The 26,954-nt window shown below is 72.9% G+C and carries 27 protein-coding genes and 3 pseudogenes; 16 read left to right on the plus strand and 14 right to left on the minus strand.

Going from position 1 to position 26,954, the window contains the following annotated elements; genetic code table 11:
• Positions 1 to 377, minus strand: a pseudogene (locus tag MILUP08_RS17690) (hypothetical protein); the annotation flags it as partial.
• Between the two features lie 26 nt (positions 378 to 403).
• Positions 404 to 1,753 (minus strand): MFS transporter, encoded by a 1,350-nt coding sequence (locus MILUP08_RS17695; protein ID WP_007460096.1) that lies wholly within the window; start codon positions 1,751 to 1,753, stop codon positions 404 to 406.
• 57 nt (positions 1,754 to 1,810) lie between these two features.
• Here MILUP08_RS17695 and MILUP08_RS17700 point away from each other — a divergent pair, with 57 nt between their 5' ends.
• The 3 genes from MILUP08_RS17700 to MILUP08_RS17710 are packed head-to-tail and all read left to right on the plus strand — an operon-like array spanning position 1,811 to position 4,651.
• Complete coding sequence (locus MILUP08_RS17700; protein ID WP_237747118.1) at positions 1,811 to 2,458, plus strand: TetR/AcrR family transcriptional regulator; 648 nt, start codon at positions 1,811 to 1,813, stop codon at positions 2,456 to 2,458.
• 55 nt (positions 2,459 to 2,513) lie between these two features.
• Positions 2,514 to 3,839 carry a flavin-containing monooxygenase gene (locus MILUP08_RS17705; protein WP_039906182.1) on the plus strand — a complete coding sequence of 442 codons (1,326 nt, stop codon included), beginning with the start codon at positions 2,514 to 2,516 and terminating at the stop codon, positions 3,837 to 3,839.
• Complete coding sequence (locus MILUP08_RS17710) at positions 3,836 to 4,651, plus strand: SDR family NAD(P)-dependent oxidoreductase (RefSeq protein WP_007460099.1); 816 nt, start codon at positions 3,836 to 3,838, stop codon at positions 4,649 to 4,651. Before MILUP08_RS17705 ends, MILUP08_RS17710 begins: the two co-directional genes overlap by 4 nt.
• A gap of 9 nt (positions 4,652 to 4,660) precedes the next feature.
• Here MILUP08_RS17710 and MILUP08_RS17715 read toward each other — a convergent pair whose 3' ends face one another.
• Complete coding sequence (locus MILUP08_RS17715) at positions 4,661 to 5,311, minus strand: LysE family translocator (RefSeq protein WP_007460100.1); 651 nt, start codon at positions 5,309 to 5,311, stop codon at positions 4,661 to 4,663.
• Between the two features lie 214 nt (positions 5,312 to 5,525).
• Between MILUP08_RS17715 and MILUP08_RS17720 the strand changes: the two genes are divergently transcribed.
• Together MILUP08_RS17720 and MILUP08_RS17725 are read left to right on the plus strand one after the other, a co-directional pair.
• Positions 5,526 to 6,026 (plus strand): DnaJ family domain-containing protein, encoded by a 501-nt coding sequence (locus tag MILUP08_RS17720; RefSeq protein WP_007460102.1) that lies wholly within the window; start codon positions 5,526 to 5,528, stop codon positions 6,024 to 6,026.
• A 129-nt stretch (positions 6,027 to 6,155) separates the two neighbouring features.
• Complete coding sequence (locus tag MILUP08_RS17725; RefSeq protein WP_007460103.1) at positions 6,156 to 7,439, plus strand: MFS transporter; 1,284 nt, start codon at positions 6,156 to 6,158, stop codon at positions 7,437 to 7,439.
• Between the two features lie 232 nt (positions 7,440 to 7,671).
• Here MILUP08_RS17725 and MILUP08_RS17730 read toward each other — a convergent pair whose 3' ends face one another.
• The 3 genes from MILUP08_RS17730 to MILUP08_RS17740 form a co-directional block, all read right to left on the minus strand.
• The gene (locus tag MILUP08_RS17730) at positions 7,672 to 8,247 is read right to left on the minus strand and encodes a maleylpyruvate isomerase N-terminal domain-containing protein (RefSeq protein WP_007460104.1); all 576 of its coding nucleotides are present in this window, start codon (positions 8,245 to 8,247) and stop codon (positions 7,672 to 7,674) included.
• A gap of 81 nt (positions 8,248 to 8,328) precedes the next feature.
• Complete coding sequence (locus tag MILUP08_RS17735; RefSeq protein WP_007460105.1) at positions 8,329 to 8,805, minus strand: hypothetical protein; 477 nt, start codon at positions 8,803 to 8,805, stop codon at positions 8,329 to 8,331.
• Positions 8,806 to 8,922: 117 nt separating this feature from the next.
• Entirely contained in the window at positions 8,923 to 9,786 is an 864-nt protein-coding gene (locus MILUP08_RS17740; protein ID WP_007460106.1) for an NmrA family NAD(P)-binding protein, read from the minus strand.
• Between the two features lie 84 nt (positions 9,787 to 9,870).
• Here MILUP08_RS17740 and MILUP08_RS17745 point away from each other — a divergent pair, with 84 nt between their 5' ends.
• Together MILUP08_RS17745 and rox are read left to right on the plus strand one after the other, a co-directional pair.
• Positions 9,871 to 10,599: a TetR/AcrR family transcriptional regulator gene (locus MILUP08_RS17745; RefSeq protein WP_007460107.1), complete on the plus strand. Its 729-nt coding sequence runs from the start codon at positions 9,871 to 9,873 to the stop codon at positions 10,597 to 10,599.
• A 264-nt stretch (positions 10,600 to 10,863) separates the two neighbouring features.
• The gene (rox, locus tag MILUP08_RS17750; protein WP_202805278.1) at positions 10,864 to 12,288 is read left to right on the plus strand and encodes a rifampin monooxygenase; all 1,425 of its coding nucleotides are present in this window, start codon (positions 10,864 to 10,866) and stop codon (positions 12,286 to 12,288) included.
• A 119-nt stretch (positions 12,289 to 12,407) separates the two neighbouring features.
• On the opposite strand, the gene MILUP08_RS17755 is transcribed toward rox, so the two are convergent.
• On the minus strand, positions 12,408 to 13,523 hold the full coding sequence (locus MILUP08_RS17755) for an FAD-dependent oxidoreductase (RefSeq protein WP_007460111.1): 1,116 nt from the start codon (positions 13,521 to 13,523) through the stop codon (positions 12,408 to 12,410).
• A gap of 53 nt (positions 13,524 to 13,576) precedes the next feature.
• On the opposite strand from MILUP08_RS17755, the gene MILUP08_RS17760 reads away from it, so the two are divergent.
• Together MILUP08_RS17760 and MILUP08_RS17765 are read left to right on the plus strand one after the other, a co-directional pair.
• Positions 13,577 to 14,269, plus strand: a complete 693-nt coding sequence (locus tag MILUP08_RS17760; protein ID WP_007460114.1) for a TetR/AcrR family transcriptional regulator C-terminal domain-containing protein — start codon at positions 13,577 to 13,579, stop codon at positions 14,267 to 14,269.
• Positions 14,270 to 15,190: 921 nt separating this feature from the next.
• Positions 15,191 to 15,508, plus strand: coding sequence for a hypothetical protein (locus MILUP08_RS17765; RefSeq protein ID WP_007460116.1), 318 nt, complete (start codon positions 15,191 to 15,193; stop codon positions 15,506 to 15,508).
• Positions 15,509 to 15,868: 360 nt separating this feature from the next.
• Here MILUP08_RS17765 and MILUP08_RS34685 read toward each other — a convergent pair.
• From MILUP08_RS34685 to MILUP08_RS17790, 5 genes and pseudogenes are all read right to left on the minus strand, one after another.
• Positions 15,869 to 16,439 (minus strand): annotated as a pseudogene (locus tag MILUP08_RS34685) (transposase family protein); the annotation flags it as partial.
• Positions 16,440 to 16,531: 92 nt separating this feature from the next.
• Entirely contained in the window at positions 16,532 to 17,023 is a 492-nt protein-coding gene (locus MILUP08_RS17780) for an endonuclease VII domain-containing protein (protein ID WP_083915869.1), read from the minus strand.
• A 281-nt stretch (positions 17,024 to 17,304) separates the two neighbouring features.
• Positions 17,305 to 18,396, minus strand: coding sequence for an IS630 family transposase (locus tag MILUP08_RS17785; protein WP_007455197.1), 1,092 nt, complete (start codon positions 18,394 to 18,396; stop codon positions 17,305 to 17,307).
• A gap of 205 nt (positions 18,397 to 18,601) precedes the next feature.
• Positions 18,602 to 18,778, minus strand: coding sequence for a hypothetical protein (locus tag MILUP08_RS35965; RefSeq protein ID WP_007460128.1), 177 nt, complete (start codon positions 18,776 to 18,778; stop codon positions 18,602 to 18,604).
• Positions 18,779 to 18,805: 27 nt separating this feature from the next.
• Positions 18,806 to 19,747: a GlxA family transcriptional regulator gene (locus MILUP08_RS17790; protein WP_039906191.1), complete on the minus strand. Its 942-nt coding sequence runs from the start codon at positions 19,745 to 19,747 to the stop codon at positions 18,806 to 18,808.
• 71 nt (positions 19,748 to 19,818) lie between these two features.
• On the opposite strand from MILUP08_RS17790, the gene MILUP08_RS17795 reads away from it, so the two are divergent.
• Positions 19,819 to 20,154 (plus strand): cupin domain-containing protein, encoded by a 336-nt coding sequence (locus MILUP08_RS17795; protein ID WP_039906193.1) that lies wholly within the window; start codon positions 19,819 to 19,821, stop codon positions 20,152 to 20,154.
• A 24-nt stretch (positions 20,155 to 20,178) separates the two neighbouring features.
• Here the strand turns inward: MILUP08_RS17795 and MILUP08_RS17800 are convergent, their stop codons facing one another.
• Together MILUP08_RS17800 and MILUP08_RS17805 are read right to left on the minus strand one after the other, a co-directional pair.
• Entirely contained in the window at positions 20,179 to 20,640 is a 462-nt protein-coding gene (locus MILUP08_RS17800) for an HNH endonuclease (protein ID WP_007460132.1), read from the minus strand.
• A gap of 9 nt (positions 20,641 to 20,649) precedes the next feature.
• Positions 20,650 to 21,228 carry a nucleotidyltransferase family protein gene (locus MILUP08_RS17805; RefSeq protein ID WP_007460134.1) on the minus strand — a complete coding sequence of 193 codons (579 nt, stop codon included), beginning with the start codon at positions 21,226 to 21,228 and terminating at the stop codon, positions 20,650 to 20,652.
• Between the two features lie 162 nt (positions 21,229 to 21,390).
• On the opposite strand from MILUP08_RS17805, the gene MILUP08_RS33860 reads away from it, so the two are divergent.
• From MILUP08_RS33860 to MILUP08_RS17830, 6 genes and pseudogenes are all read left to right on the plus strand, one after another.
• Positions 21,391 to 23,319, plus strand: a complete 1,929-nt coding sequence (locus MILUP08_RS33860; RefSeq protein ID WP_007460135.1) for an acyl-CoA dehydrogenase family protein — start codon at positions 21,391 to 21,393, stop codon at positions 23,317 to 23,319.
• Positions 23,319 to 23,696, plus strand: a pseudogene (locus tag MILUP08_RS37425) (hypothetical protein); the annotation flags it as partial. The gene MILUP08_RS33860 and the pseudogene MILUP08_RS37425, both read left to right, overlap by 1 nt.
• Before the next feature lie 20 nt (positions 23,697 to 23,716).
• Positions 23,717 to 24,373 carry a phosphate acetyl/acyltransferase gene (locus MILUP08_RS37130; protein WP_083915870.1) on the plus strand — a complete coding sequence of 219 codons (657 nt, stop codon included), beginning with the start codon at positions 23,717 to 23,719 and terminating at the stop codon, positions 24,371 to 24,373.
• A gap of 77 nt (positions 24,374 to 24,450) precedes the next feature.
• Positions 24,451 to 25,419, plus strand: a complete 969-nt coding sequence (locus MILUP08_RS17820) for a daunorubicin resistance protein DrrA family ABC transporter ATP-binding protein (protein ID WP_007460139.1) — start codon at positions 24,451 to 24,453, stop codon at positions 25,417 to 25,419.
• Positions 25,416 to 26,189, plus strand: coding sequence for an ABC transporter permease (locus MILUP08_RS17825; protein WP_007460141.1), 774 nt, complete (start codon positions 25,416 to 25,418; stop codon positions 26,187 to 26,189). The genes MILUP08_RS17820 and MILUP08_RS17825 overlap by 4 nt, the downstream gene beginning before the upstream one ends.
• Positions 26,186 to 26,950 carry an ABC transporter permease gene (locus tag MILUP08_RS17830; protein ID WP_007460143.1) on the plus strand — a complete coding sequence of 255 codons (765 nt, stop codon included), beginning with the start codon at positions 26,186 to 26,188 and terminating at the stop codon, positions 26,948 to 26,950. Before MILUP08_RS17825 ends, MILUP08_RS17830 begins: the two co-directional genes overlap by 4 nt.
• Positions 26,951 to 26,954 lie beyond the last annotated feature (4 nt).

Genomic DNA, 26,954 nt, shown 5'->3' on the forward strand with positions numbered 1-26,954 from the left:
CGGCCGCCGCGGTCTCGGCGTCGTCGCGGGCCGTCGTCGCGTTCGGTCTGCGCGGCCGCGATCTCGGTGGCGGCCTCCGCGCGGGCCTGCGCGAGCTGCCGCTGCACTCCCACCGGGGACAGTTCGGCGTGCAACGCCTCGGTCAACGTCTCGACGATCTGGTCGAGGCGGTCCACCGCCTCCCAGGTGCGGGCCACCTGGCCGGGCAGGCCGGGCGCGTTGCGATGGCGCATCCGGCTGTTGCGCGAGGCGCGCTGGCAGGCGCCGTCGTTGTCGCGGCAGTAGCGAAACGGGCGGCCCGCGCCGACACGCTGCGGCACCGGCGCTCCACAGTGGGCGCACGGGCGGGTTTCGGTGGGGGTGAGCGGCGCGTCCATCGAGGGCGAAGTCTAGTGCCGGCCGCTCAGCTCGCGGCCCGGGCGGTCGAGTCCAGGGTGTAGCGGCGTTGCAGCAGCAGCGCGGCGAGCATCGCCACCGCCGGCAGCAACCCGAAGCCGTAGCGGACCGCCGCGAGGGCCGCGTCGGGCTGCGTCGGCGACTCGCCGGCCGTCGACGCCACGAAACCGCCGACGGTCAAGCACAGGGCGTACGCGTACGGGCCCAGGGCCGCACCGAGAGCCTCGGTGGCCGTCCACACCCCGGTGTAGGTGCCCGCGCCCGTCGCGCGGGCCGCGCGGATGACGTCGGGCAGCATCGAGAACGGCAGCAGCTGCATGCCGGCGAAGGCCACCCCGAGCACCGCCACCGCGGCCACCAGCACCGGCAGGCCGGCCGGGCGGCCCACCGCCAGCACCAGCGACCCGACGGCGAACGCGCCCTGCGCGCCGAGCAGCGCCCGTTGCTTGCCGACACGGCGGGCCAGCAGCAGCCACCCCGGGGTGACCAGCAGCGCCGGCGCGACGAACGCGGCCACCAGCACCGTGGTCAGGCCGGGGGCGCGCAGCTCGTACTCGGCGTAGTAGGGCACCCCGGCGAGGACCAGGTGGGTGGTCGTGGACATGGCCAGGTACGCGGCGACCAGCCAGCGGAACTGCCTGTCACGCAGGGCGGTGCGCAGCGCCCGCCACCCGCCGTGCCCCGCCGTCGTGGCGCCCGCCGCGGCGCCGCGCAGCCGGGCGGTGCCGGCGACGCCGACGAGCATGGCGGCCAGCATCCCGACGGCCAGGACCACGCCCATCCGCTGGTAGCCGCCGCGGCTCGCCGCGTCGCCGCCGGTCAGCAGCGGGGCCACCAGCCCGGAGGCCAGGATGCCGAGGGTCAGCACCACCATCCGGAACGCCATCAGCCGGGTGCGCTCGTCGTAGCCGATGCGCAGGTCGGCCGGGGTGGCCAGGTAGGGAACCTGGTAGGCGGCGAAGAGCAGGTTGCCGGCGACGAAGAACACCGCCACCCACGCGGCGGCCGGCGCGCCGGTCAGACCGCCGGGCACCGCGAACAGCGCGGCGAACGCCACCGGCAGGGCGCAGCCGAGCAGCAGCAGCCGGCGCCGGTCGCCCCGGCGGGCCTGCTCGACGTCTGCGCGGTGCCCCACCCACGGGTGCAGCAGCACGTCGGCGACCTTGGGCAGCAGCAGCGTGAGGCCGGCCAGCCACGGCCCGACGGCCAGCACGTCGGTGAGGAAGTAGAGCAGCAGCAGGCCGGGCACCGTCACCCAGACACCCATGCCGAGCGAGCCGGCCGCGAAGCCGGCCAGGGGGCCGCGGGGCAGTGTCGCGTCGGTGGCGGCCGCGGGCCGCCGGTCGAGCCCGGTCATCGCCGCATCCTCTCCACAATCCAACAGTTGCTGGATTCTAGGGGCACAATGGCGGCCATGACCATGCCCCGACGCCGTCCGGGTCGGCCCCGGCGCGACGAGACCCGACCGACGCGCGAGGTGGTGCTCACCGCCGCCACCGCGCTGTTCGCCGAGCGCGGCTTCGACGCCGTCGGGCTGCGGGAGGTCGCCGCCGCCGCCGGGGTGGACGTCGCGACGGTCGCCCACCACACGGGTACGAAGGCGGCGCTGTACGAGGCCTGCTTCGCGCGGGTGTTCGCCGTCGAGCGGGAGGTCCTCACCGCCGCCGCCGAGCGGGCCCGTGCCGCCCTCGACGCCGGCCCGGACGCGGCGCGGCGGGCGCTGCACGACCTGGTCGACGTGTTCGTCGACTTTCTCGAGGACCGCCCGGAGACCACGGCGCTGTGGCTGCGGCGCTGGTTGGAGCCGCAGCGGCACGCCGAGCTGGACCAGCGCTACGCCGAGCCGCTCTACCGGCTGGTGGCGGAGCTGCTGACCGCCGCGGCGGCGGCCGGCGCGCTTGCCGAGCCGACACCGCACATCACCGTGCGCAGCCTGGTCTGGGCGACACACGGGCACGTCGTGGCGTTGGCCGCGGGCGCGCCGAACGCCCGGGAGCGGCGCGAGTTCCGGGCGTTCGTCCACCGCCTCCTGGACGGGCTGTACGGACCGGTGGCCTCTTGACGGGCCGCCGCCGCCCGACCATTATCCATCGGACGTTGGATTAATGGGGGCAGTGATGCAGGCACGACCCAGGGTGGCGGTGATCGGCGCCGGCGCGGCCGGACTCGCCGCCGTCAAGGCACTGCGCGACGCGGGCGTCGCCGTGGTCTGCTTCGAGGCGGCCGACCAGGTCGGCGGCCTGTGGGTGTACGGGGCGCCCGACTCGCCCGCGTACCGCACGCTGCACCTGAACACCAGCCGTGGCCGCACCGAGTTCGCCGACCATCCGATGCCCGCCGACTGGCCCGACTACCCGGACCACACACGCGTCGCCGGCTACCTGGCCGACTACGCCGACCGGTTCGGGCTGCGCGACGACATCCGCCTGCGGCACACCGTCGAGCGGGTCACCCGGGAGCCCGACGGCACCTGGACGGTCGCCGCCGGCGGACCGGACGGCCCGGTCGCGGTCACCGTCGAGGCCGTGGTCGTCGCCAACGGCCACAACCGGGCGCCCCGGCTGCCCAGCCCGCCGTACCCGGGGACCAGCACCGCCGAGCAGCTGCACAGCCACGACTACCGGGGCCCCGAGCAGTTGGCCGGCCGACGCGTCCTGGTCGTCGGGGGCGGCAACTCCGCGATGGACATCGCGGTCGACGCGTCGTACGCCGCCGAACGCACCCTGCTGTCGCTGCGCCGGGGCGTGTGGGTGGTGCCCAAGTACCTGCTGGGCCGCCCGTCGGACACCCTCAACGGCGCGCTGGCCCGCCGGCTGCCGTGGCGGCTGCGCCAGCGCATCAGCCAGACGATGCTCACCGCCACCGTCGGCAGCCCCGCCCGCTACGGGCTCCCCGCGCCGACGCACGGTTTCCTGCAGGACCATCCGACGCTCTCCGACGGGCTGCTGTCCCGGCTGACCCACGGCGACATCGAGGCCCGCCCCGGCGTCGCCGCCCTCGACGGCGACCGGGTCGAGTTCACCGACGGCCGCGCCGACCACGTCGACGTGATCGTCTGGTGCACCGGCTACCGGGTGGAGATCGGCTTCCTCGACCCCGGGCTGCTCGGCGGGGGCGCCGACACCCTGCCGCTGTACCGGCACGTGTTCCACCCGGAGGCCCCCGGCCTGATGTTCGTCGGGCTGATGCAGTCCACCGGCTCCGCGTTCCCCCTGGTCGAGGCGCAGGCCAAGCTGATCGCCGCGCAGCTCGCCGGCCGGTACGCGCTGCCCGACCCGCAACGGCAGCGGGCCGCCTGCCGGGCCGAACTGCGGGCCGCGACGGCCCGCTGGGGTCAGCGCCGCCCGGCGATGCGGGTGGACTTCGACGCCTACCTGGCCGAGCTGACCCGGGAGCTCGCCTCGGGCGCCCGCCGCGGCACGGCGGCCGGAGCGGGTCGGTGACGCTCACCGGCCGGCGGGTCCTCGTCACCGGCGCCAGCGGCACCTTCGGCCGGCACCTCGGCGCCGCGCTGCACGCCGCAGGCGCCCGGGTGGTGGGGCTCGACCTGCACGCGCGAGGAGACGTCGACCTGCCGGTGCTCGGCTGCGACCTGACCGACCCGGCGGCCGTCCCGAAGGCGGTACGGGCAGCCGTCGACCACCTCGGCGGTCTCGACCTGCTGATCAACAACGCCGGGGTCGGTGGCCCCGCCCCGGCCGAGCTGCCGCCCGACGAGGTGGTCCGCCAGCAGTTGGAGGTCAACCTGCTCGCCGCGTGGCGGACCACCGCCGCCGCGCTGCCCCCACTGCTCACCGCGCGTGGCCGGGTGATCTTCGTGGCCAGCCGGATGGCGGTGCTGCCGCTGCCGCTCGCCGCCGCGTACGGGGTCAGCAAGCGGGCCCTCGTCGCGTACGCCGACGCGCTGCGCCACGAGGTGGGCACCCACGTCGGGGTGAGCGTCGTCTACCCGAGCATGGTCGCCTCACCCATCCACGACAGCACCGCCGAGGCCGGGTTGTCCCTGCGGGGAGTGTCCCGCCCGGAGCCCGTCGAGGGTGTCGTCGCCGCGATCCTGCGCGCCGCCACCGCCCGCCGGGCGCCCCGGGACGTGGCGACCACCCGACGCGGCCGGCTGGAGATGGCCGTCGGCCGGCACGCGCCCGCCCTGGCCGACCGGCTGGTACGCCGTACCCTCGCCGCCCGGCTCGCCGCCGGTGACCTGGACTCCGCGCCGCTGGCCGCGGCGATGCTGCGCCGCCACCGGGAGCGGTGACCGGCCGGCTCAGGGCGCGGCGACCGCCGCGCGGGACCGGTCGGTGGCGATGCGGACGGCAAGCGCGGCCAGGGCCGTCCCCGTCACCCACCGCTGCACCCGCAGCCACACCGGCCGGCGGGCGAAGAACCCGGCCAGGGCCCCGGCGCTGAGCACGATCAGCGCGTTGACGCTCAGCGCGACGGCGATCTGGGTCAGGCCGAGCAGCAGGCTCTGCGCGGCCACGTGCCCCCGCGCCGGGTCGACGAACTGCGGCAGCAGCGACACGTACAGGATGGCGATCTTCGGGTTGAGCAGGTTGGTGACCAGCCCCATGGTGAACAGCCGCCGCGGCGGGTCCGGTGGCAGCGGCGCGGGCGTGAACGGTGACCCGCCGCCCGGGCGCAGCGTGCGCCAGGCCAGCCACAGCAGGTAGCCGGCGCCGGCCAGCTTCACCACCGCGTACAGCGTCGGGACCAGGACGAACACGGCGGCCAGGCCGGCGACCGCCGTGGCCAGGTAGACGCCGAAGCCGGCGGCCACCCCGAGCAGCGAGATCAGCCCCGCGCCGCGGCCCTGCGCCACCGAGCGGGAGACCAGGTAGACCATGTTCGGGCCGGGCGTGAGCACCAGCCCCAACGCCACCAGCGCGACACCCACCGACGCAGCCGTGCCGATCATGACGTTTCCCCCGTTCGTCGCCCCGTGCACCGAACCTAGGCCGACCGACACCCCCGGCCCAGGACCACGCGACCGATGGTGGCCTGGAATTCGGTCACGAGGGCGGAAACCACCTCGGCGGGAATGGTCACCGGCGTGCAGGCGCTGACCCGTGTCGAGCGCGCGTCGCCGTCCGGAGGCGGCGCGTTACGGTGGCCAGGGGAGGTGCCGCAGGGTGACCGAGGCGTGGGACGCGGCCGTGGAGGCGCAGATCCGGGGAGCCGTGCAACGCGGCGAGTTCGACAACCTGCCCGGCATGGGCAAGCCGATCCCCGGGCGCGGAATGCCGTACGACGAGTCGTGGTGGATCAAGAGTTTCCTGGAGCGCGAGAAGCTGCCCAGCGACCTGCTGCTGCCCACCCCGCTGCAACTGCGCCGGCGCATCGAGCAGGTCCCCGACGAGGTCCGCGACCTGCCCACCGAGCAGTCCGTGCGGGACTTCGTGGGTCAGCTCAACACGCAGATCGTCGCCTGGCTGCGTAACCCCGAGGGGCCCCGGGTGGCCGTCCGGCCGGTGAACGCCGACGAGGTCGTCCGTCGTTGGCGTGCCGAGCGGACCCGACCCGAGGTCCCGGCCACCGCCACCGAACCCGCCACCGAGCCGGCCACGGTCACGACCGACGCGGGCCGCCGTGTCCGCCGGGGCTGGTGGCTGCGCTGGCGTCGCCGGGGCTGACCCCCGCAGGTCGCCGGCCGTTCGAACGGATCCGAACCGTTCCGAACGCCCGGTCCCGTCCCCGAACACCGCCGCGTCGCTACGGTCGGGACCCAGCGCCCTGAGGACAGGCGCAGGGACGGGGGCGACGTGAGCGAGCGCGCCGCGACGTACGCCGAGGTGTTCGCGGTGCGCGAGTACCGCCACCTGTTCGCCGCGTACCTGCTGTCCCTGGCCGGCGACCAGCTCACGGCGGTCACCGTGGCGTACCTCGTCTACACCGCGACCGGCTCGGCGGCGCTGGCGGCCACCGCGTACGCCAGCTCCTATCTGGCCTGGCTCACCGGCGGACCGCTGCTGTCCGGCCTCGCCGACCGGTTCCCCCGGCGGCGCGTCCTGATCGTGTGCGACCTGGCCCGCGCGGCGCTCGTGCCGGTGGCGGCGCTGCCGGGCCTGCCCGCGCCCGCCCTGGTGACGCTGCTCTTCGCGGTCAACCTGATGCGGCCGCCGTTCGTGGCCGCGCGGGCCGCGTTGCTGCCCGACGTGCTCGACGGCGACCGCTACGCGGTGGCCAACGGGGTGGACAACATCTGCGCGCAGGTCGTGCAGGTGGTCGGCTTCGCCGTCGGCGGCAGTCTGGTGGCGGTGCTGTCGCTGCGCGGGGCGCTGCTGGTGGACGCCGGCACGTTCGGTGTCTCCGCGCTGCTGATCGCGGTCGGTGTGCGGGCCCGCCCCGCGCCCCGGGCACCGCTGAGCCCGGCCGGCAGCGGCCGGACGACCGGGCTGCGGGTGATCGTCGCCGACCCCCGGCTGCGCGCCTACGTCCTCGTCCTGTGGACGGCAAGCGCCTTCACCTACGCCGCCGAGGGGTTGATGGCGCCGCTCGCCCGGCAGTACGGCGGCGGCGCCGCCACCGTGGGACTGTTGCTGGCGGCCGCGCCGGCGGGAATGGCCCTCGGCGGGGTGGCCCTGACCCGGTTCTGCCCGCCGGCGGCCCGCCCGCGACTGATCCTGCCCCTGGCCGCGCTGGCGGCCGGGGTGCTGACGGCGGCGTGGCTCGTCCCCACGCTGTGGGTGGTGCTCCTGCTGCTGGCGTCGGCCGGCGCCGCGAGCGCCTTCGCCATTCCGCTGAACGCGCTGTTCGGGCGGGCGGTGCCGGCCCAGTTCCGGGGACGCGCCTTCGGGGTGGCCATCACCGGTCTGAGCGGGTTGCAGGGCGCGGCGATGGTCCTGGCGGGTCTGGCCGCCGACCGGTGGCCGGCCACCACGGTCATCGGCTTCAGCGGACTCGCCGGCGCGGTGGCCGTCCTCGCCCTCGGACCGCTGTGGCGGCGTGCCACCGCGCCGGCGACGTTCGACGACCCCGTCGAACAAGGCCGAACGACTCCGAACGCCGACAGCCCTACCGCCGACGTGGGCGGCGACCGACGCTGAGGTCACCGGGGCGGGCACGGGGCCGCCTCCAGGGGAGAGGAGAAGCGCATGCGCAACGTCAGCACGCGTGGCATCAGCTGGACCTGACGGTGACGCTCCACCGCGTCGACGTCCCCCCGGATCGCACCTGACGGGCGGAGGACGCCGCGCGGCGGTGCGCGGGAGGAGATGCGGGCGGTGGACGGTCGCCGGGGCGGCGACCGTCCACCGTCACAATCGGCTGAGCTGCGGCTCAGTCGACTGCGGCGTGCCATCGCCAGGACGTACGCCGTGCCCGTCCGGGCAGCTCGCCGCGACCGGTCATCCACCGCAGCACGTCCGGCGCGGGGCCGGCCGGGGCGTCCGGGAAGAGCCGCCGCAACACCAGCGCGCTCAGCCGGTCCGGCGGCTGCCATGGCACGCCGAGGCCGACTGTGATGTCGTGGGTGTGCAGCAACGTCTCGGCCACCCCCATCGCGGCGAAGCCGGCCGGGTCGCAGGGCCCGAAGTGCCAGGCCCGCGCGTCCGGTGCGGCGCTGTCGACCGCGACGGCGAGCAGCCCGGCGCAGGCCCGCACCACGGTGAGGGTCTGCGCCGGGCTCGCGGTGGGGGAGACCCGCAGGTCGTACGGCAGGTAGCCGTCCCGCGGGAGGCCGCTGACCTGGCCGGCGTACGCCAGCAGGTCGTGCGCGATGTGCGCGGCGGTGGTCCAGCAGCTCCACGTCAGCGTGCCGGCGGGCACCGACCAGTCACGCTCCCGGTGTGGATGCAGCACCCGTGTCGTCTCGTCGGCCGCCTCGAGCAGGTCGGCGCCGGTCACCGTTGACATCGCTCGACCCTCGCACCGCCGCTCGGGTAGGACAACCGAGATCCTCCTCCGGTGGGCGTGGGACGCGTGGGCCGCGACCCGTTACCGCCCGGCGTCGGTCGGGTCGTCCGGGGCGAAGTCGCGCACGGCGGTGCGAATGGCTTCGCCGTACGCGTCGTCCGGCAGGTGCGCCAGGTGCTCGCGGGCCCCGGCCAGGTGCTTCCGGGCCTGGGCGGCGTTGCCCAGGCGCCGGTGACAGTCGGCCAGATTGAGGTGCAGCGACGGCAGGAACGCCTGGGCCGCAAGCGACGACAGGTACCGCTGGGCGCGTTCGTCGGTCAGGTCGGACACGGCGGCCAGGGCACGCTCGTCCCACCGCAGCTCCGCTTCCGTGGTGTCCTGCAGATCGGCGAGGTAGTGGGCGAGGGTGCAGCGGTGAAAGGCGTCGCCACGGGCGCCGATCTCGTCCCACAGGGCGGTGAGGGCATTGCGGGCGCGGACCTTCTGCCCCGATCGGCCGAGCTGCACCGCCTCGCCGATGCGGGTCATGGTCGGGTCGGGTGTCGGCTGGTCGTTCATGGCGCAGATGCTCGGGCCTCGACCCGGTCGAGGGTCAAACCGCTGTGGCGGATCCTCGCCGGTCGGACGCCGCTCGCGCCACCGGGGTCGCGCTGCCCGATCTCACCGTCTGGCGCCTCACCCTCGGGCGACGATGGCCTCGAGCACCGAGCGGGCGGACGTCGGGGCATGACCGATGAGGCCCTCCAGGGTCGGGTCGGTGACGTCGAACTCTCCCCGTCGCGCCGCCCGGTAGAGGCCGAGGGTGAAGTCGGCCGCCGCGGCCGGCATTCCTCCTTCGACAGCAGCCGCCCGCCACTCGTCGTCGCCGACGACGACGCGTCGGATGCTGCGGCCCGTGATGTCGGTCAGCAGGGCGGCCACCGCTTCGAGGTCGAGGGCCTCGGATGCGGTCAGGGCGGGCGTGATGCCGTCGAGGACCCCATCGTCGGTCAGGGCGATCGCCGCCGCCTCGGCCAGGTCGGTGTGTGCGGTCCACGACACGGGGCCGTCGGTGGGCGCGACGAGCTGGCCGGTCTCCAGCGCCGCGCCGATGGAGTAGCCGAGCGTGCTCGCGTAGAAGCCGTTGCGCAGGGCGGTGAAGGGGACGCCCAGCCCGGCCAGGTACTCCTCGGTCTCGGCGTGCGTGAGTTGGGCGGGGAACAGCGAGTGCCGGGAGGCGGCCTGGTGGCTGGTGTAGAGGATGCGCTTGGCCCCCGCGGCATGGGCGGCGTCGATGGCGGCGCGGTTGGCGACGACCGCACCGGGGCCGCGGATGGCGGCGGAGATGATGAGGATCGTGTCGGCGCCCTCGAAGGCGTGCGCCAACGTGGCGGCGTCGGTGAAGTCGCCGGCGCGGACGCGGACGCCGCGTTGGGCGAGGTTGCTGGCCTTGTCGACATCGCGCACGCTCACGGCCAGGGCGCTGGCGGGGACCCGCTCGAGCAGCCGGTCGACGATCAGGGACCCGAGCTGGCCGGTGGCGCCGGTTACGACGATCATGAAGAACTCCCTCGTTATCAGTGATACTACCAAGACGTTATCAGTGATAATTCGAAGATAACAAGATGCTGTTAGCATTGGTTCATGGTGGGGGCGCAGGAAGCGGCATCGCGGGACGACGTCCGAGCCGGCATCGTCGCGGCAGCCGCGCGGGTGCTACGCGAGAACGGGGCGGACGCGGTGACGACGCGCGCCGTCGCCCAGGCGGCCGGCGTGCAGGCGCCGACCATCTACCGCCTGTTCGGTGACAAGGACGGCCTCATCGACGCCGTCGCCGAACACGTCATGGCCGCCTACGTCAGCGGCAAGTCGGCAAGCGCGCACGAGGCGACCGGTGACCCCGTCGCGGACCTGCGCTCCGGATGGCGGACGCACATCGGGTTCGGCCTGGCGAATCCCGAGCTGTATGCGCTCATGACCACGCGTGGACGCGGCAGGCCCTCGCCGGCGACGCTCGCGGGGATCGAGGTGCTGCGCGCCCGGGTACGGCGACTCGCCGCGGCCGGCCTCCTGCGTGTCGACGAGCAGCGGGCGCTCATGATGATCCACGCCGCAGGCAACGGGACCATTCTCGCCCTGCTGGGAACACCCGACGACGAGCGCGATCCCGGTCTGGCCGACGCCATGTTCGACGCCGTGCTCAGCGGCATCGTCGCGGACGCCCCGGCGGCACCCGACACGGCCACGAACGCGGTGACGGTGACGTTCGCGACGGTCCTGCCGGACCTCCCGGGGCTCTCCGACGCCGAACGCGCCCTGATGGCCGAGTGGCTGCGCCGGTCGTTGACCCACCCCCCGCACCCCGGCGGATAAAGGACTGGACGGGTTGCTCGGCGGGCTTGTACCGTCCTGCTGACCGTGACCGCGCCCGAGGAGGTGAGCCCCATGACCGTCGTATCGAAGTGGGTGCTCCCCCTTGCCGTCACGGCCGGGCGATTGACGTAGGTGTCGCCGGGAGCGCCTCGCCACTCCCGAAGGGCAACACCTGTGCACTCTTCACGACCCACCGCCGTCCAGCCGGCGAACGACGTCTCCGCACCTCCGTCGCCGGCCGCCGGTGTGGCCCGCACGTCTCCCGTGTTCGACGTCGTCATCGCCGGCTGCGGGCCGACCGGCGCGATGCTGGCCGCCGAGCTGCGGCTGCACGACGTGCGGGTACTCGTACTGGAGAAGGAGACCGAGCCCGTCTCGTTCGTCCGGATCGTCGGTCTGCACATCCGCAGTCTCGAGCTGATGGCGATGCGCGGACTGCTGGATCGCATCCTTCCGCTGGGAAGGCGGCGTCCGGCAGCCGGATTCTTCGCCGCCATCGCCAAACCCGCGCCCACGGGCCTGGACACCGCGTACGCCTATCTGCTGGGCATCCCGCAGCCGGTCATCGTCCGCCTGCTCGAAGAGCATGCGATCGAGCGGGGCGCGCAGGTCCGGCACGGTTGCGCGGTCGTCGGCGTCGAGCAGGACGAGGAGGGTGTGACGGTCGAGATGGCAGACGGCGAACGGCTGCGGGCGGGATACCTCGTCGGCTGTGACGGCGGGCGCAGCACGGTGCGCAAGCTCCTCGGCGTCGACTTCCCGGGCGAGCCCACCCGGACCCAGACGCTGATGGGCGAGATGGAAGCGGGTGTGCCGCCCGAGGAGATCGCCGCCACGGTCGCCGGGATTGGCGAGACCCCGCACGCCTTCTGGCTGCGTCCGTTCGGTGGTGGCGTCTACAGCGTCGTGGTCCCCGCGGCGGGAGTCCGGGACCGGGCGGAACCGCCGACGATCGAGGATTTCCGACAGCAGCTGCGGGCCGTCGCCGGGACCGACTTCGGCGTGCACTCCCCGCGCTGGATGTCCCGCTTCGGCGACGCCACCCGGCTGGCCGAACGGTATCGGGTCGGGCGGGTGCTGCTGGCCGGCGACGCGGCGCACATCCATCCACCCATCGGCGGGCAGGGACTCAACCTGGGTGTTCAGGACGCGTTCAACCTCGGCTGGAAACTGGCCGCGCAGGTCCGCGGCTGGGCGCCCGAGACACTGCTGGACACCTACCAGGCCGAACGTCATCCGGTCGCCGCGGACGTGCTGGACAACACCCGCGCCCAGGCCGCACTGCTGTCCACCGAGGCGGGCCCGCGGGCGCTGCGCCGACTGTTCGCCGAACTGATGGACTTCGACGAGGTCAACCGCCATCTGATCGAGAAGATCGCCGGGCTCGGCGTCCGCTACGACGTCGGCGCGGGCCCGGACCTGCTCGGTCGCCGCCTGCGCGACATCGACGTGCGCCAGGGCCACCTCTACGACCTGCTGCATCGCGGACGCGGCCTGCTGCTGGACCGCACCGAGCGCCTGACCGTCGGCGGTTGGTCAGATCGGGTCGACCACCTCGCGGACCCCACGGCGGCACTGGATGTCCCGTGCGTCCTGGTACGCCCCGACGGCCACGTCGCCTGGATCGGCGACGACCAGCGGGACCTGGACGACCACCTCTCCCGCTGGTTCGGCGACCCCGCCCACTGACGCGCGGTCACCCAGAGCCCGTTTCACCAAGGGCGGTCGAGCCCGAGGCGGCGATCCGGCACGGCAACGCCGCCGGGTCGCCGGCCGGTCCCGCCGCTGGCCGGGCAGTTCTTCCGGCCCTAACCGTGGACCTGCTCGAAGAGGGCGAGGGCTTCGGCGGGGTCCGGGCTCACGAGGCGTTCCAGACCGGCCGTCGTGATCGTCGCCCACCGTTCGGCCCGCACCCACATCTGTTCCTCGAAGGCGCGCACGGCCTCGTCCAGATCGTCCGGGTCGGCAGCGATGGACTCCGCCAGCTCGGCGCCGTCGAGCATCGCGAGGTTCGCGCCCGCCCCCAACGGTGGCATCAGGTGGGCGGCATCGCCCACCAGCGTCACCCCGCGCACGTGGGCCCAGGTGTGGGACACGGGCAGGACATGGATGGGGCGGTGGACGAAAGCGGTGCCGTGGCCGAGCAGGTCGAGGACGGGAGCGGCCCAGCCGTCGAAGAGGGCCAGCAGGCCCGATCGCGTGGCCTCGACGTCGGTCAGGTCCAGGTCCGCGTGCCAGTCCAGCGGAGCGCGGAACTTGACGTAGACCTTGACGTGACCGCCGCTGTTGCGCTGGGCGACGACAGAGCGGTTCGCGCCGTACACGGCCACCGAACCGTCGCCGACCAGCTCGGCGAGGTCGGGGTGGCGGGTGTCGATGTCGTCGAGGGAGGTCTCGACAGTGGTGACGCCTGTGTACTGCGGGGTCGCCGACGAGACCGCCGGGCGGACCCGGGACCAGGCGCCGTCCGCGCCCACCACGAGATCGAACGTCTCCTGCCGCCCGTCCGCGTAACGAACCAGGACGCCCTCCCCGGTCCCCGGCACCACCTGGGCCACCTCGCGCCCCCACTGCACGTCGAGAGAGCCGAGCAGCAGGTCACGGAGTTGCTTGCGGTCGATCTCCGGATTGGCCCGCTCGTCCGGACGGGGCCGCCAGTCCCGCAGAACGGTCCCCGCCGTGTCCAGGATGCGCATGGCCTGTCCCTCGGGACGAGACAGCGCCTCGAACTCGGTCAGCAGCCCCGCCTTGTCCAGTGCCAGCTGGCCCAGCCCTTCCTGCAGATCCAGCGTGCCGCCCGGAGGACGGGCGTCGGGCGCGGGATCGCGTTCGAGGACGGTGACAGGACAGCCGTGGCGGTGCAGGACACGGGCAAGGGTGAGGCCGCCGGGGCCACCCCCGACCACGGCGATACGGTGTCTCATGGCGAGACACTGTATCGCCGCCGTACAATGCATCGCAACAGCAGGGAGTGACCATGACCGTGTGGGACCGGCCGGAGCCGCGGAACGCCCCCGTGCCGCTCGACCGGGAGCAGATCATCGCCGCCGCCATCGCGCTCGCCGACGAGGGCGGGCTGGAGGCGGTGTCGTTACGAAAGGTCGCCGCCCGGCTGAACGCCGGCCCGATGCGGCTGTACGGGTACATCTCCACCAAGGACGAGCTGTTCGACCTCATGGTGGACGAGGTCCACGCCGAGATCCTCCCCGCGGAGCAGCCCGGCGACTGGCGGGAGGCGCTGCGCGTCCTCGCCCACCGCACCAGGCAGGCCGCTCTGCGCCACGTCTGGCTGGCCGACCTGCTCGGCGGCCGCCCGACCCTGGGCCCGAACGGCATGGCCGTGACCGAAGCCAAGCTGGCCGCCCTCGACGGCCTGGCCGACATCGACACCACCCTGCGCGCAGCGGAAACCGTCAGCTCCTACCTCATCGGCGCGATCAGGCGCGAGATCGCGAACCTGCGGGCCGAGCGCGCCACCGGCCTGTCCAAACGCGAGTGGCAGCGCGCCTCCGGCCCACACCTGACGAAGATGTTGGCCACGGGCCGCTTCCCGACGCTGACCAAGGTCGTGCACCACAGCAGGGAAACCAACGCCGAGGAATCCTTCGCGACCGGCCTGGACTGGGTCCTCGACGCTGTGGCCGCCAAACTCACCCCACCGTCGGCGTAACTCCGCACAGCCGTCGTAGTCGGGGCCCACGGGCGGCGAGGGCGCGCCGCGACTCAGGAGACCCGGGACGCGAATCGGCGACGGTCGTCCTGCGTCCGTTGCGGCAGCCCCGAACTCCGACTCGTGCACACCGTTGGTGCCACGAGACCTTCTGCCGACCGGGGCGGAGCGATCTCTTCGGATTATCGAGTTACCGATAACAATAATCCGTTAATCAGCCACCACAAAGCGGGCATATCGTGCGGGCACCATAATGACAGTTCTTGTGCGTAAGGCTTCAGGATGGTGTACTGCGGTTAATGTCAGCAGTGTCTGGTCCGCTGTAGCTTGTTGAGCGCCAGCCGCACTTCAGCGGTCAGTGACGGGGGGCGTTCAGTAGGGACGACACCGCCCTTCGGTACGCGCGTCCACGGATCTTCAGCGACTCAATCTTCGGGGTTGAGGAAGATCGGTTCGGCGATTCATCCCCAACGGCCTGACCAGAAGGGCTCTCCGATGCAAGCGGGAACGGGGCCTCAAGGGGCACTGCGAGGCGGTCCGAGAAAGATCGTTTCCTCGACAAGATCAGGACAGTGTCGGAGTCCGAGGTTCTCTGCACGAACCGATGGCCGTGACCAGGCGTCGTGCACGGGAGGGTGAACTTTCAGCTGGTCTGGACTCGGGTGCACTACGGTCGATGTGCTCCATACTCCTGTGCACGACATTGAGGGCCTGGGCATGGTCGATGAGCCGGCGTTACTCGAGCGAGGTGTGCTGACGGCACCCGCGGAGGTCTGGGCACCTGGCGGTGCGCCGGGCCGAGGTGATCGGCCGGCTGGCCGCTGGCGCGACGGTCGGGCATGCAGCCGGGGTGGAGCTGGGGGTGTCGCGGCGCCAGACCGGCCTGGCCACGACCCGCGCTGGCAGGCAGAATCGCAAGCCATGACCACCTACGACGAATACCGGGGCCGGCAGCGGCTAGTCGGCCGATACCGACAAAAAATCCGCGGGTACGGCACCCTTGGCGACCCGAAAGAAGCCATGATCGAAGCCAGCCAGGAAGTCTTCGGCGACTTCGGCGACCCCGGCTTGGAGCACTGCTATGCCGGCGTGTACTTCGTCGCCAGCGGCCCCTACATCAAGATTGGTGAGGCCGGCGGCAGCCCGTACGAGCGGATGCGCTCCTTCCACACCGGCAACCCCCACGGCCTAAAGGTGCTGCACGTCATCGCCGAAGACCGCAAGAAGGACCGCAAGTAACTGGAAGGTCGGCTCCATGAGCGCTTCGCCTACCTCCGCCTACCTGGCAGCGAATGGTTCCATCCCGGCCCCGAGTTGACGGAGTTCATCGTCTCCAGCTGCTCCAGGGAGTGCTACCCGTCGCCGACCTAAATCTAAATCTCGTCCCTGGCCCCCGGGATCGCCTTCCTCCAGAACATCAGCGTCCCCGCCGACTTCCTGCCCGACGCCGCCGCACTGGACCGGCTCCGCCCCGCCGGTCAGCCCGTGACGGCAGTCGGGCGCAGGTAGCTGTAGACCGTCTCCCGGCTGATGACGAACTCCCGGGCTAAGGGCTGTCTCGTAACGTGGTGAAGGCGTTGCCCGGTACCGGGTTGGTGGTCACCGGGTCAGGGCGATGTTGTGCAGGTTGGCGATGCCGGAGGCGGCATCGGTCAATGTGTGGGCGGCGCGGCGGTAGTCCCGCAGGATCCTCCAGTTCTTCATCCTGGCCAGGCTGTGTTCGACCCAGGCGCCGATGGCGCGGTGCTCGCGGTCGAGTCTTCCTTCCAGGCTGGCAGGTCTCTGCCGTCGGCGGGCTTGCGGTACGGGATGATCACCTCAGGGTTTCCGCGGTAGGCGCCGTCCGCCATAACGGGCCGCCCGGCCAGCTTCTGGTCGATTCCGCTGGTGCGGTAGACGACTGTGTCGTTGCGGTTGCCCGGCTGAGGGTCACCGACGGCGACGGCCACGCGGGTGGTGCGCCGATGGCGATCTGCGGGTTGGTCCAGTACCGGTAGTTCTTGCTCTTCGCGGCCAGGCGGTGGTCCCGGGTCGGGATCAGCGTGCCGTCAACGATCGCAATCTGGTCGACCGGCCGCCGCCGCACCGGAGCGAGAGCCAGCAGCACCCGGTCCGGCAGATCCAGTGCCCACTGCCGGCCCGGTCGGCCGTCGGCGATCGAGCCCTCGCCGCAGTCCCAGGTAGGACCGGACAAGCAGAGCTGAGACGTCCCGCTGCGGGGTTTGCGGTGCGGATCGCGCCTGACGTGAGTGGTGCGAGGGCTCAGACAACCGCCCGGGGTGGCACGGTCAGTGGCTCCGACTCCAGATAGTCCATAGCGCGCCGCAACGCCTCCACACTGTCCCGGAAGTGCCCGAGCGCCGAGTTGCACCCGTTGCAGAGGAGGCCTCGAATGGCGCTGGTGCCGTGGCAGTGATCCACCACCAAGCGGAACGCCTGCGCCGACGGCTTGCCGTCCTTGCGGGGGCGGCCGGCGAGAGTGGCCGGGATCTCATCCTCATGGATGCCGCAGATAGCGCAGCAATACCCCTGTCGTGACCTGAGTTCGTCGTAGAAAGCCTCCGTGATCCGGTACTTGGTCCAGAGATTCATCGCCCGGTTGGAGCCCGGGCGTGCATCTCTGCTGGCCTGGTTGATGCGGCGGGCGTATTCGCGGCATTGCTGGCAAGAGAGGAAGGAGCGGCCGGTCGCACCAAGAAAGGACTCTGTCGGCCGAAGTTGACCGCACCGTCCGCACTCCCTGGACTCGTCCATGACTCCCAACAATACCGATTCTTGGGGCGGCCCCGGGGAACGAACCGCGCGTAGTTGAGACTAGGAGCGGCCGACAATTATTGTCCGTCAGGCTTCAGGGTGGTGTGTCGCGTCGTCGGCAGTGGTGTCCTGTCCCGACAAAGCGCCTGCCAGGATGACTATCTCGATCCGTGGAGCGTGCTGCGCTTCCGGTCATGGATGGAGGAACGGCGTGGGCGTCGTGCGGCGGCAATTGCTTGACGATGTCGCTGACACGGTTGCGACGTTCCCCTAGTGCCTCGTCATGCAGCCTTGAACGGGTAATCCGGGTGGCGGATTTTTGAGTCGATCGCGAATCCGGTCTTGGGTCGGGCTCGCTGGTTGCGCCACCGGATGTAGCTGCCGATCGCGGTGTCTTGCTCGGCGTGGCTGCGGTGGTCGGTGCCGTTGAGGGCGAAGTAGCGCACGGCGGCGAACTCGGCTTCGATCCAGTTCAGCCAGGAGGCGTAGGTGGGTAGGAAGACCAGGTCGACGTGGTTGGTGGCGCACCAGGCGCGGACCTCGGGGTGTTTGTGCGGGGAGAAGTTGTCGCAGATCAGGTAGAGGTGCTCGCCGGGCCAGCGGGCGCGCAGGGTCTTGAGGAAGCTGAGGAACTCGCGCCAGCGTTTGCGGTCGCGGATGCGGTAGTGCAGCTTGCCGGTGCTCAGGTCGAGGGCGGCGATCATGTGTCGCACACCTTGGTCGCGGGTGTAGGTGGCGCGTAGTCGCACAGGTTGTCCGACCGGGCGCCATGCCCGTCCCGGGCGGGGTTGCAGGTTCAGTGGGCCGAACTCGTCCACGCAGAGGACCCGGCCAGCCGGCGGCGGGTGGTCGTAGAGGTCCAGGATCCGGCGCATCTTCGTCGTGAAGTCGGGGTCGGTGCTGGCCTTCCACGTCTTGGTGGCCTGCCAGGACACGCCACGCTCGTGCAGGATCCGGCGAACGGTCTCGACGCTGATCGTGGTGACATAGCCGGCGGCGATGAGGTACTCGCACAGCTTCGACAGGGACCAGCAGGAGAACGGCTGGCCGAGGAAGCGGGGGTCGCACCGGGCGATGACGCAGATCCAGTCACGAGTCTGCTCATCGATCCGTCTCGGTGCGCCCCCGCTCCATTTTGGGTCCAGCGCGTCGAACCCCCGATCGTTGAACGCGTGGATCACGTCGCGGACGTAGTCCTCGGTCACCTTCAGCAGGTGAGCGATGTCCGGTGCAGGTTGACCCTGGGCCGACATCAACACCACGATCGCCCGCCGAAGCTTCACCGGGTCCTTCGCCGTGCGGGTGATCTTCTGCAACCGCTGACCCTCGACCATCGACACCTGCCGGACGAACACCTCCGGGCGTCTGCCCACGACCATCACCTCCCACAGCCAACCGATGGGAGACAGCCTGCCCGAAACGCCCTCAGAACCGGCGGATTACACGATCAACGTTCAAAGACGAGGCACTAGCCGCGGTGCGTACGGGTAGCCATCGACGAGGTCGATGGGGTGGGTAAGTCGACGTTCGCCGGCGAGTTGGCAGCGGCGCCGATCGCGACGATGCGCAGGCCGTGGGTCACGGCCGCCGGCCACGCCGCGCGCACCGCCGGGGCCAGCGCGCGACCTGTTCCGGGTCCAGCTCGGTGCCGCCGGACGACAGCATGCCGGCCGAGCCCAGCTTGTCGGTCAGGGCGCTGGTCAGGGCACCGATGTAGAGCGCGCCGACGAGTGCCGCCCTGATGCCGCTGCCCATCGTGCGGGTCAGCGGGCAACCCCGCCCTCAGGGGCCTGGGCGCCGTGGGGCCTGGAACGTGCGCCGGTAGGCGCCCGGTGTCGTGCCCACCTGGGCGCGGAAGCGGCGGCGCAGGTTGACAGCCGAGGTGAGGCCGACGCGGGCGGCTATCGCCTCGACCGGTAGGTCGGTCTCTTCGAGCAGGGCGCGTGCGGCCGCCACCCGGCGGGACAGCAGCCACGCGCCGGGGGTCGTGCCGAGGTGGTCGGCGAAGCGACGGGCCAGGGTCCGGGGCGAGACACTGAGGTGCGCGGCCAGGTCGCCTACGGACAACTGTGTGCCGAGGCGCTCGTCGGCCCACTCGAGCAGGTCGTCGAGTGCGACAGGGCCGGGCCGGAGTGTCGTGCTCGACGCCGGGCGGTGCGGCGGCAGCACCATGTGCCGGGCGAGAAGGGCCGCGTGCGCCGCGCCGTGGTCCTTGGCGACCAGGTGCAGGCACAGGTCGATGCCCGCGCCCGCTCCGGCGCTGGTGGCGACGTCGCCGTGATCCACGTAGAGCCGGTCCGGTTCCACGCGTACCCGGGGGAACTCCCGCTGCAACTGGGCGGCGCGACCGGGGTGCGTGGTGGCCGAGCGGCCGTCCAGCAGTCCCGTGCGGGCGAGGGCGAACACCCCGGAGCAGATGGTGACCAGCCGTGCTCCCCGCGCGTGCGCCCCGAGCAGCGCATGGTGCACAGCGGCGGACAGCGGCGCCTCCACCGGTGCCCAGCCCGGGATGAGCACCGTGTCGGCGGACGTGAGAGCCGTCAGATCCCGTGCGACGGTCATCGCGTACCCGGCCGATGTCGGCACCGGGCCGGGCACCTCCGTGCACACCTCGAACTCGTACCGCTGCGGGATGCCCGGACGCGGCGTGCCGAAGACCTCGACGGCGCAGCCCAGCTCGAACGTCGACTGCACCGGCCGTACCAGCGCCACCACGCGATGCATGGCAGGAAAGTACCCCACGGTGTCGTCTCGGGCTCTGTCTCCCGCGGTCCGTCTGGGCCAGCGTGAGAGGCATGCGCAGCGAGATTCTCGCCCAGGAGGGCTACACCGCTGTCTTCGTCGACGACGCCCCGGTCCGGGAACTCTTTCCGGGGATCCGGGTCCGTCCGCTGTGGCGGGGCCCCTCGGGGGCCCACGCCAACGTGTTGGAGATGGACCCGGGGACCGCCTGGCCGCGCCGGGACGTCCACGAGCCCGGCCCCGAGGAGGTGTACGTCGTCGCCGGCACCTTCAACGACGGCGCGCGCGACTACCCGGCCGGCACGTTTCTGCACGCTCCCGCCGGATCGTGGCACGTGCCCGCGAGCACGACCGGCTGCACGCTGTTCCTCTTCTACCCGGAGGGCTGAGGGCGCCGAGAGTGGCGTTCGGCGTCAGGTCGGGACGTACGCCGAACGGGCCTGCGCCACCTCGGCGGCCTGGCGCTCGCGCCACCGGCGCTGGCTGTCCCGGTTGCAGGCGCGACACGTCCGGCGGTAGCGACCGGTCGACTCGTCGATCTCGCGGTCGTGGCCGTTGCGGCAGGTCGACCCCTGCGTCCGGGAGCGGCAGTTCTCGGCGTGACTGATCTGCCGCAGGTGGGTGGGCTCCACGCAGTCCTTCGCGGGGCAGAGGTGGTCGACCTCCAGGTCGGGGTCGTACCCGCCGACGAAGACGGCGTACGCCGCGATGTGCGCCCAGGCTCGGCCCGCGACCTTCTGGTGGACGCCGCGCCGCGTGCCGTACCCGCGGATGATGAGGCAGCCGTCGTCCTGGCGGACGGAACGGCGCAGGAGATAGTCGCGCAGGCTGTCCTCAGTGAAGTGTCGGGACAGCCCGGTGACCCTGCTGAGCACGAGGTCACCCTAGCCGGGCAGGCGGGCCGCCTGTTCGGGCAGGTCGACGTCGGTGTCGTCGGCGACGTCGGCGCACGGGACCAGCCGTACGGCCTCGCCCTGGGCCCGCAGGTAGTCGCGTGCGCCCCGGTCCCCGACCGCCGCCGCGGTCACGCCCGCCCAGTGGCCCCGGCCGAGCAGCACCGGATGCCCGCGCCGACCGTCCGCGTAGGTGGCCACCGCGAGAGCGTCGGCGGTGGCGTCGCGGCCGACCCGGCGTACCGCAGCGGGGGTGAGGCCGGGCATGTCGACAAGGGTGACCACGACGGCCACGGCCGCGCTGGACGTCAGGGCGGACAGCCCGGCCCGCAGCGAGGAGCCCATCCCCGTCGCCCAGTCGTCGTTGAGCACCACGTCGGGCAGCCGCGTCCGGGCGCGGACCTGGTCGGCCTGCGCGCCGAGCACGACCACGACCGGCTGGCAGCCGGCGGCAGTGAGGATCGCCGCCGCGTGGTCCACCAGGAGCCGCCCCCGGTAGGGCAGGAGGGCCTTCGGCCGGCCGAGCCGGCGGCCGGCGCCGGCCGCGAGCAGCAGTCCCGCCGTCACCATGGGCCCGAGCGTAACCCGATCTCGTTTTCGGTTCCGGGCTTCTCGGTGCAGGCCGGGCGCTTCCGGGCGTCGATCGGACGTGCTTCGGGGGGTGAACCGGTCGGCCGCTACCGCTAACATGCATCTCGTATCTGCTGTCACGTATTTACGGTGAGGTGCCGGATGACACCGGACGAGACGTCGGCGTGGCAACGACTCTGCCCACGGCCGATGGCCCAGGTCGACCCGCTGCCGGCCATCGCCCGGCACCTGGACCGCCCGGACACCGCGCGCCGGCTCGCGGCGGCCGACGCGAGCCGCACCCCACCGGACGACGTCCTGGCCGACCTGCGGGAGATCGGCGTGGCCTCCGTGTACGACCCGGCCAGCGCCACCGCCGTGCACGTCAACGCGCTCAACGCGGTGGCCGCGCGGCACAGTGGCAGCCTCGCCATCACCCTCGGCGTCAACGCGCTGGCCCTGCTGCCGCTCTGCATCACCGGCACCCCCGAGCAGCGCGACCGGGCCGGTGCGGTGCTGCGCGGCGGAGGTGCTGCCGCCCTGCTGCTCACCGAGCTGGAACACGGCAGCAACCTGGCCCGCACGAACACCCGCGTCGACCCCGACGGTGAGGGGTACCGGCTGACCGGCGAGAAGCACCTGATCAACGGCGGCAGCCGGCACGACCTGCTGGTCACCCTGGCCCGACTCGGCGACACCGACCGCTTCGGCCTGTTCCTCGCCGAACGGGACGACACGGTGACGGCCCTGCCCCCGTGGCGCACGCTGCCCGCCACCGCCGCCGACATCTCCGGCGTACGGTTCGCCGGCACCCCGGCCGAGCCGATCGGCGCGCCCGGGGACGGGCTGACCATCCTGCAACTGACCCTGGCGTTGTCGCGGGGCGGCATCGGCTCGCTCGCCTCCGGCGCCGCCAGCGGCGCGCTCGCCCAGGCCGTGCGGTACGCCCGCGAACGCGATGTCTACGGCCAGCCGATCGTCCACCTCGGCGCGATAGCCGAGCACCTCGCGCGGGCGGCGGCCCTCGACGTGCTTGTCGCGGCGACCGCCGTGAAGGCCACCTTCCTCATCAACGCGCTCGGACCGGCCGCCGCGTACGCCGCCGCCGTGGCCAAGTACGCCTGCTGCGAGCTGGCCGAGCAGACCGTCGGCGAGGGCCGCGCGGTGCTGGGATCCCGGGCACTGGTCGAGGAGTTCGGCTACGCCGCGCGGGTACGCGACGTGCTGCTCTACGGCGTGTTCGACGGCACCCGGCACATCCTGCTCGACCAGTTGCAGTGGCGGCTGGAACGCTTCGCCGCCGGCGCCGACCGCTCCGGCGACGGCTACCCGGTGCTGGCCGAGGCGTACTCCCGCCCGCCGCAACCGCTGGTGCGCGCCGCCCGGCTGCGGCTGCGGCCGTACGCCCCCGCGCCGGCGGCCCGTGCCGCGACGCTCGCCGCCCGCACGGACCGTCCGGCGGTGGCCGCGCTCGGTACGCTCCTCACCGGCCTCGTCGACCTGGTCGCCGTTGCCCGCCGCTGCGGTCGGTGGGCCACCGACCAGGCCTGGCGGTTCTCCGCCGCCGCGGTCCTCGCCGAGGCCGAGGCGCTTCTCGCCGCCGTCGAGCTGATCGACCCCGGCTGCCGTGCCGTCGTCGGCCTGCCGGGGCGGGCGAGCGCCGCGGACGAGGCGGCGCTCGGCTACGCGCTGGGCTGGCGCGGCGCCGAGCTCGCCACCCGGGTCGAGGTGCTCGCCGCCGACCTGCGCGCCGACGGCGGGGCCGCCGCCCCCGACCGGCTCGGCGACGATGACCTGGTCGCCGCCTTCGCGGGCGAGCTGCCACCGGCCCGCGCCGCACTACGCCACTGGCTGACGACACCGCCGACCGACGGCCCGGACCGCGACGGCCCGGACCGCGACGGCCCGGACCGCGACGGTTCGGACCGCGACGGTTCGGACCGCGACGGTTCGGACCGCGACGGTTCGGACCGCGACGGTTCGGACCGCCCTGGGCCGGGCCCCGACGGTTCGGGCAGCGACGGTTCGGGCGTGGACGCCGCCACCGGGGCGTCGGCGGCGGGGGACCGGCTCGGCGTCGGGACGCGGTGATGGGGCGCCAGGGTGAACCGCCGGACCGGCGGCTGCGGGTGGCGGTCGACGTCGCCGGCGCGGACCTCGGGCCGGAACCCGTCGTCGCCGGCGCGCTGGCCGCCGCCGCCACCGTGGACATCGCGCTCGTCGGCCCGCAGGCGCTCATCCGTCCGCTGCTGCCGGGCGGCGTCGCGCCTGCGGGCGTACGACTGGTGCACGCCTCGGACGTGGTCGGGATGGGCGAGGACCCGGTCGCCGCGACGTACGCCAAGCGCCGTTCGTCGCTCCTGGTCGCCGCCGGGGAGGTGGCGGCGGGCCGGGCGGATGCCATGGTGACACCGGGCAACACCGGCGCGGCGGTGCTCGCGGCGGCCGTCCGGCTGGGTCGGGTGCCGGGGGTGAGCAACCCCCGGCCCTGGCCACGGTGCTGCCGGTGCCGGGCGCCGGCCCGACCGTGCTGCTGGACATCGGCGCGACGGCGGCGGCCGTACCGGAGTGGCTTGTCGAGTTCGCGGTGCTGGGCGCGGAGTACGCGCGCGGGCGGCTGGGGCTGCTCCGACCGCGGATCGGCCTGCTGTCCAACGGGCACGAGGCGGTCAAGGGCGGGCCGGTACGCCGTGACGCGCACCTCCTGCTGGCAACGATGCCCGGTTACAGCGGTCAGATCGAGGCGTACGACGTGCTCGGAGGCCGGGTCGACGTGGCCGTGACCGACGGGTTCACCGGCGACGTGGCGTTGAAGATGTACGAGCGGACGTTGGACGCCACAGTCGGCCTGGCGCTGGACGCGGTGCGCGAGTTCTCGCCCATCGGCGCGCTGGCGCGTGAGCGGCGGCGGCGGGTGACCCGGGCGGTGCGCGACGGGCTCGCTGCCGAGCCGGGGGGAGCGCTGCTCGGGGTACGCGGTGTGTGCGTGATCTGCCACGGGACGGCCACCGCGGCCGACGTCGAGGCGAGCGTGCGCATCGCCGGGGAGTGCGTCGGATCGGGTGTGGTCGGGCGGATCGCCGCAGCCTTCGCGGCGTCGTCGCGCCAACGGCTGCGCAGCCGCCGCAGCCCGGTCGACGGGTGAGATATCCGTTCTCGTATCTGGCTTTACCAAGACGAGCGTTGATATGGTTCCGGGATTCCTGGCATGAGGGTGGTGCGATGTCACAACAGTTGATCCAGGTCAGCGATCTGCGCCGGTCGTTCGGTGCGACGGCGGCGGTCGACGGCGTGAGCTTCGAGGTGGCCGCGGGCGAGGTGGTCGGCCTGCTCGGACCCAACGGCGCGGGCAAGACCACCACTATCCACTGTCTCACCACGCTGCTGAAGCCGGATTCCGGCACCGCCCGCGTCGCAGGCTTCGACGTCGTCACTCAGGGCGCCGAGGTGCGCCGCAGCATCGCGGTCACCGGGCAGTTCGCGGCCCTCGACGAGTTGCTGACCGGCCGGGAGAACCTGGTGCTGTTCGGCCGGCTGCTCGGGCTGGGCCGGCAGCCGGCCACCGCCCGTGCCGACGAGCTGATCGACCGGTTCGACCTGGGCGAGGTGGCGGGCAAGGCGGTACGCACGTACTCCGGTGGTCTGCGCCGTCGCCTCGACCTGGCCGCGAGCCTGGTGGTCGACCGGCCCGTGCTGATCCTCGACGAGCCGACCACCGGCCTGGACCCGCGCAGCCGGCGGGCCCTGTGGGAGGTCGTCCGGGAGTTGCGCGACGGCGGCACGGCAGTGCTGCTCACCACGCAGTATCTGGAGGAGGCCGACCAGTTGGCCGGGCGGGTGCTGCTCATCGACCGCGGCCGGGTCTCCGCCGAGGGCACTCCGGACGAGCTCAAGCGTCAGCTCGGCGGCGCGGTCTGCGAGGTGCGCATCGAGGACCCGCGGGCGCGGACGGTCGCGGCGGAGCAGCTACGGGCGGCGTTCGACGGGTTGACCGAGGACGAGGACGTGCTGCGGTTGGCCGCCGGCTCCGGCACGCTTACCGAGGTGGTGCGGCGGTTGGAGTCGGCGGGTGTGGAGGCCGACGACGTCACCGTGCGACGGCCCACCCTGGACGAGGTGTTCCTGTCCCTGACCGGGTCCGTCGACGCCGAGAAGGCGGTCGACGCGGACGCGGCGGGGGCCGGCCGGTGAGCACCACCACGGCGGTGGCGGCCAGCGGGCTGCGGCAGTTCGCCGTCCTGGCCGCCCGCAACCTGCGGCAGGCCCGCGCGGGCCGGTCGGTCGGCCTGACCGTCGTGTTCCCGCTGACGTTCTTCGCCGGCTTCATGGTGGTCTTCCAGCGGCTGATGTCCGACTACGGGATCGCCTACGAGCAGTTCCTCCCGCCCGCGATCGTCGTGCAGACCACCGCCCTGGTCGCCATGTCGGCCTGCTACATGATCGCCGGCGACGCCCGCAGTGGCCTGATCTCCCGGTACCGGACGCTGCCGATGAGCGCGGTCGTGGTGCCGCTGGCCCGGCTCGTGGTGGACGCGGCCCGCGCCGCCGTCGCGGTGGCGGTGATCCTCGTCGCCGCGGTGCTCGTCGGTTTCCGGTTCACCGCCGGGGCGGCCCGCGCCGCGGGCTTCGTCACGCTGGCGGTCGGCTTCGCGGTGGTGCTCGCGGCCGGCTGCGCTGCCCTGGGGCTGGGCGCCCGCGACCCCGAGCAGGTGTACTCGGCGCTGACCCTGCCGTACCTGGTGCTCACTACGGTCTCCACCGCCTTCGTGCCGGTCGACGCGTTTCCGGGCTGGCTGCAACCGGTGGTCGAGGTGTCGCCGTTCTCCGCCCAGGTCGACGCGTTGCGCGCGCTGTCCACCGAGGGCGCCGACGAGAGGGTGTGGCCGGCACTCGTCTGGCTGCTGGTCCTGGGGCTGCTGTTCGGGGTGGCCGCGGCACGTTCGTTTCGGAGGAGCCGATGAGTACCGTCACGCAGGCCTCGCTGTTCGCCGGGCGTAACCTTCGCCGGTTCTTCCGGGCGCCGCCCGCGCTGATCTACGCGTTCGCGTTCCCGGTGCTGCTCCTGCTCACCCAGTACGCGGTCTTCGGCCGGATCGTCGGTGACGGCGACCGGCAGCACTACCTGGAGCGGTTGGCCCCGCTCGTGGTGCTCTCCACCGCCGCGTTCGGATCGCCGTCGAGCGCCGTCGGTTTCCTGCGCGACCTGCGCGGCGGGCTGGTCGACCGGCTGCGCACCATGCCGGTGGCACCGGGGGCGCTGCTGGCCGGTCGGGTCGCCGGTGACGTGCTGCGCATCATCGCGATCGGAGCCCTGACCACGGGCGTGGCGATGCTGCTGGGCTTCCGGTTCCGGGAGGGGCCGCTCGCGGTCGTCGGCTTCTTCGCGGTGATCGCGCTGTTCGGCCTGCTGTGGGCGGCGATCGCGTTGTGGCGGGGCTCCGGTCCCGGTGACGAGGAGTCGCTGCCGCCGTCGCTGACCGGCCCGGCGACCCTGCTGTTCATCTTCTCCTCGGGGTTCGTGCCGGTGTCGGCGTTCCCCTCGGTGGTGCAGCCGGTGGTGCGGGCCAACCCGTTCTCGGTCGCCACCGAGGCGCTTGTCGGCCTGTCCAGCGGCGGGCCGGTGCTGTGGCCGGTGTTGCAGACCCTCGCGTGGGTGCTCGGGTTGGGCACGGTCTGCCTGTTGGTGGCGGTGCGCCGCTTCGGCCGCCGCGCCGACAGCTGAGGGG

The sequence above is a fragment of the Micromonospora lupini str. Lupac 08 genome, from assembly GCF_000297395.2.
GTDB classification, from domain to species: domain Bacteria; phylum Actinomycetota; class Actinomycetes; order Mycobacteriales; family Micromonosporaceae; genus Micromonospora; species Micromonospora lupini.

Bases quoted from the DNA above. Each gene is read 5' to 3' on its own strand.
- MILUP08_RS17830 (WP_007460143.1), top strand. From the start codon at position 26,186: ATGAGTACCGTCACGCAGGCCTCGCTGTTCGCCGGGCGTAACCTTCGC.
- MILUP08_RS35965 (WP_007460128.1), bottom strand. From the start codon at position 18,778: ATGGGCAGCGGCATCAGGGCGGCACTCGTCGGCGCGCTCTACATCGGT.
- MILUP08_RS17780 (WP_083915869.1), bottom strand. From the start codon at position 17,023: ATGGACGAGTCCAGGGAGTGCGGACGGTGCGGTCAACTTCGGCCGACA.
- MILUP08_RS17700 (WP_237747118.1), top strand. From the start codon at position 1,811: ATGACCATGCCCCGACGCCGTCCGGGTCGGCCCCGGCGCGACGAGACC.
- MILUP08_RS17790 (WP_039906191.1), bottom strand. From the start codon at position 19,747: ATGCATCGCGTGGTGGCGCTGGTACGGCCGGTGCAGTCGACGTTCGAG.
- MILUP08_RS17740 (WP_007460106.1), bottom strand. From the start codon at position 9,786: ATGATCGTCGTAACCGGCGCCACCGGCCAGCTCGGGTCCCTGATCGTC.
- MILUP08_RS17820 (WP_007460139.1), top strand. From the start codon at position 24,451: ATGTCACAACAGTTGATCCAGGTCAGCGATCTGCGCCGGTCGTTCGGT.
- MILUP08_RS17765 (WP_007460116.1), top strand. From the start codon at position 15,191: ATGACCACCTACGACGAATACCGGGGCCGGCAGCGGCTAGTCGGCCGA.
- MILUP08_RS17795 (WP_039906193.1), top strand. From the start codon at position 19,819: ATGCGCAGCGAGATTCTCGCCCAGGAGGGCTACACCGCTGTCTTCGTC.
- MILUP08_RS17735 (WP_007460105.1), bottom strand. From the start codon at position 8,805: ATGAACGACCAGCCGACACCCGACCCGACCATGACCCGCATCGGCGAG.
- MILUP08_RS33860 (WP_007460135.1), top strand. From the start codon at position 21,391: ATGACACCGGACGAGACGTCGGCGTGGCAACGACTCTGCCCACGGCCG.
- MILUP08_RS17705 (WP_039906182.1), top strand. From the start codon at position 2,514: ATGCAGGCACGACCCAGGGTGGCGGTGATCGGCGCCGGCGCGGCCGGA.
- MILUP08_RS17745 (WP_007460107.1), top strand. From the start codon at position 9,871: ATGGTGGGGGCGCAGGAAGCGGCATCGCGGGACGACGTCCGAGCCGGC.
- MILUP08_RS17695 (WP_007460096.1), bottom strand. From the start codon at position 1,753: ATGACCGGGCTCGACCGGCGGCCCGCGGCCGCCACCGACGCGACACTG.
- MILUP08_RS17805 (WP_007460134.1), bottom strand. From the start codon at position 21,228: ATGGTGACGGCGGGACTGCTGCTCGCGGCCGGCGCCGGCCGCCGGCTC.
- MILUP08_RS17760 (WP_007460114.1), top strand. From the start codon at position 13,577: ATGACCGTGTGGGACCGGCCGGAGCCGCGGAACGCCCCCGTGCCGCTC.
- MILUP08_RS17730 (WP_007460104.1), bottom strand. From the start codon at position 8,247: ATGTCAACGGTGACCGGCGCCGACCTGCTCGAGGCGGCCGACGAGACG.
- MILUP08_RS17755 (WP_007460111.1), bottom strand. From the start codon at position 13,523: ATGAGACACCGTATCGCCGTGGTCGGGGGTGGCCCCGGCGGCCTCACC.
- MILUP08_RS17715 (WP_007460100.1), bottom strand. From the start codon at position 5,311: ATGATCGGCACGGCTGCGTCGGTGGGTGTCGCGCTGGTGGCGTTGGGG.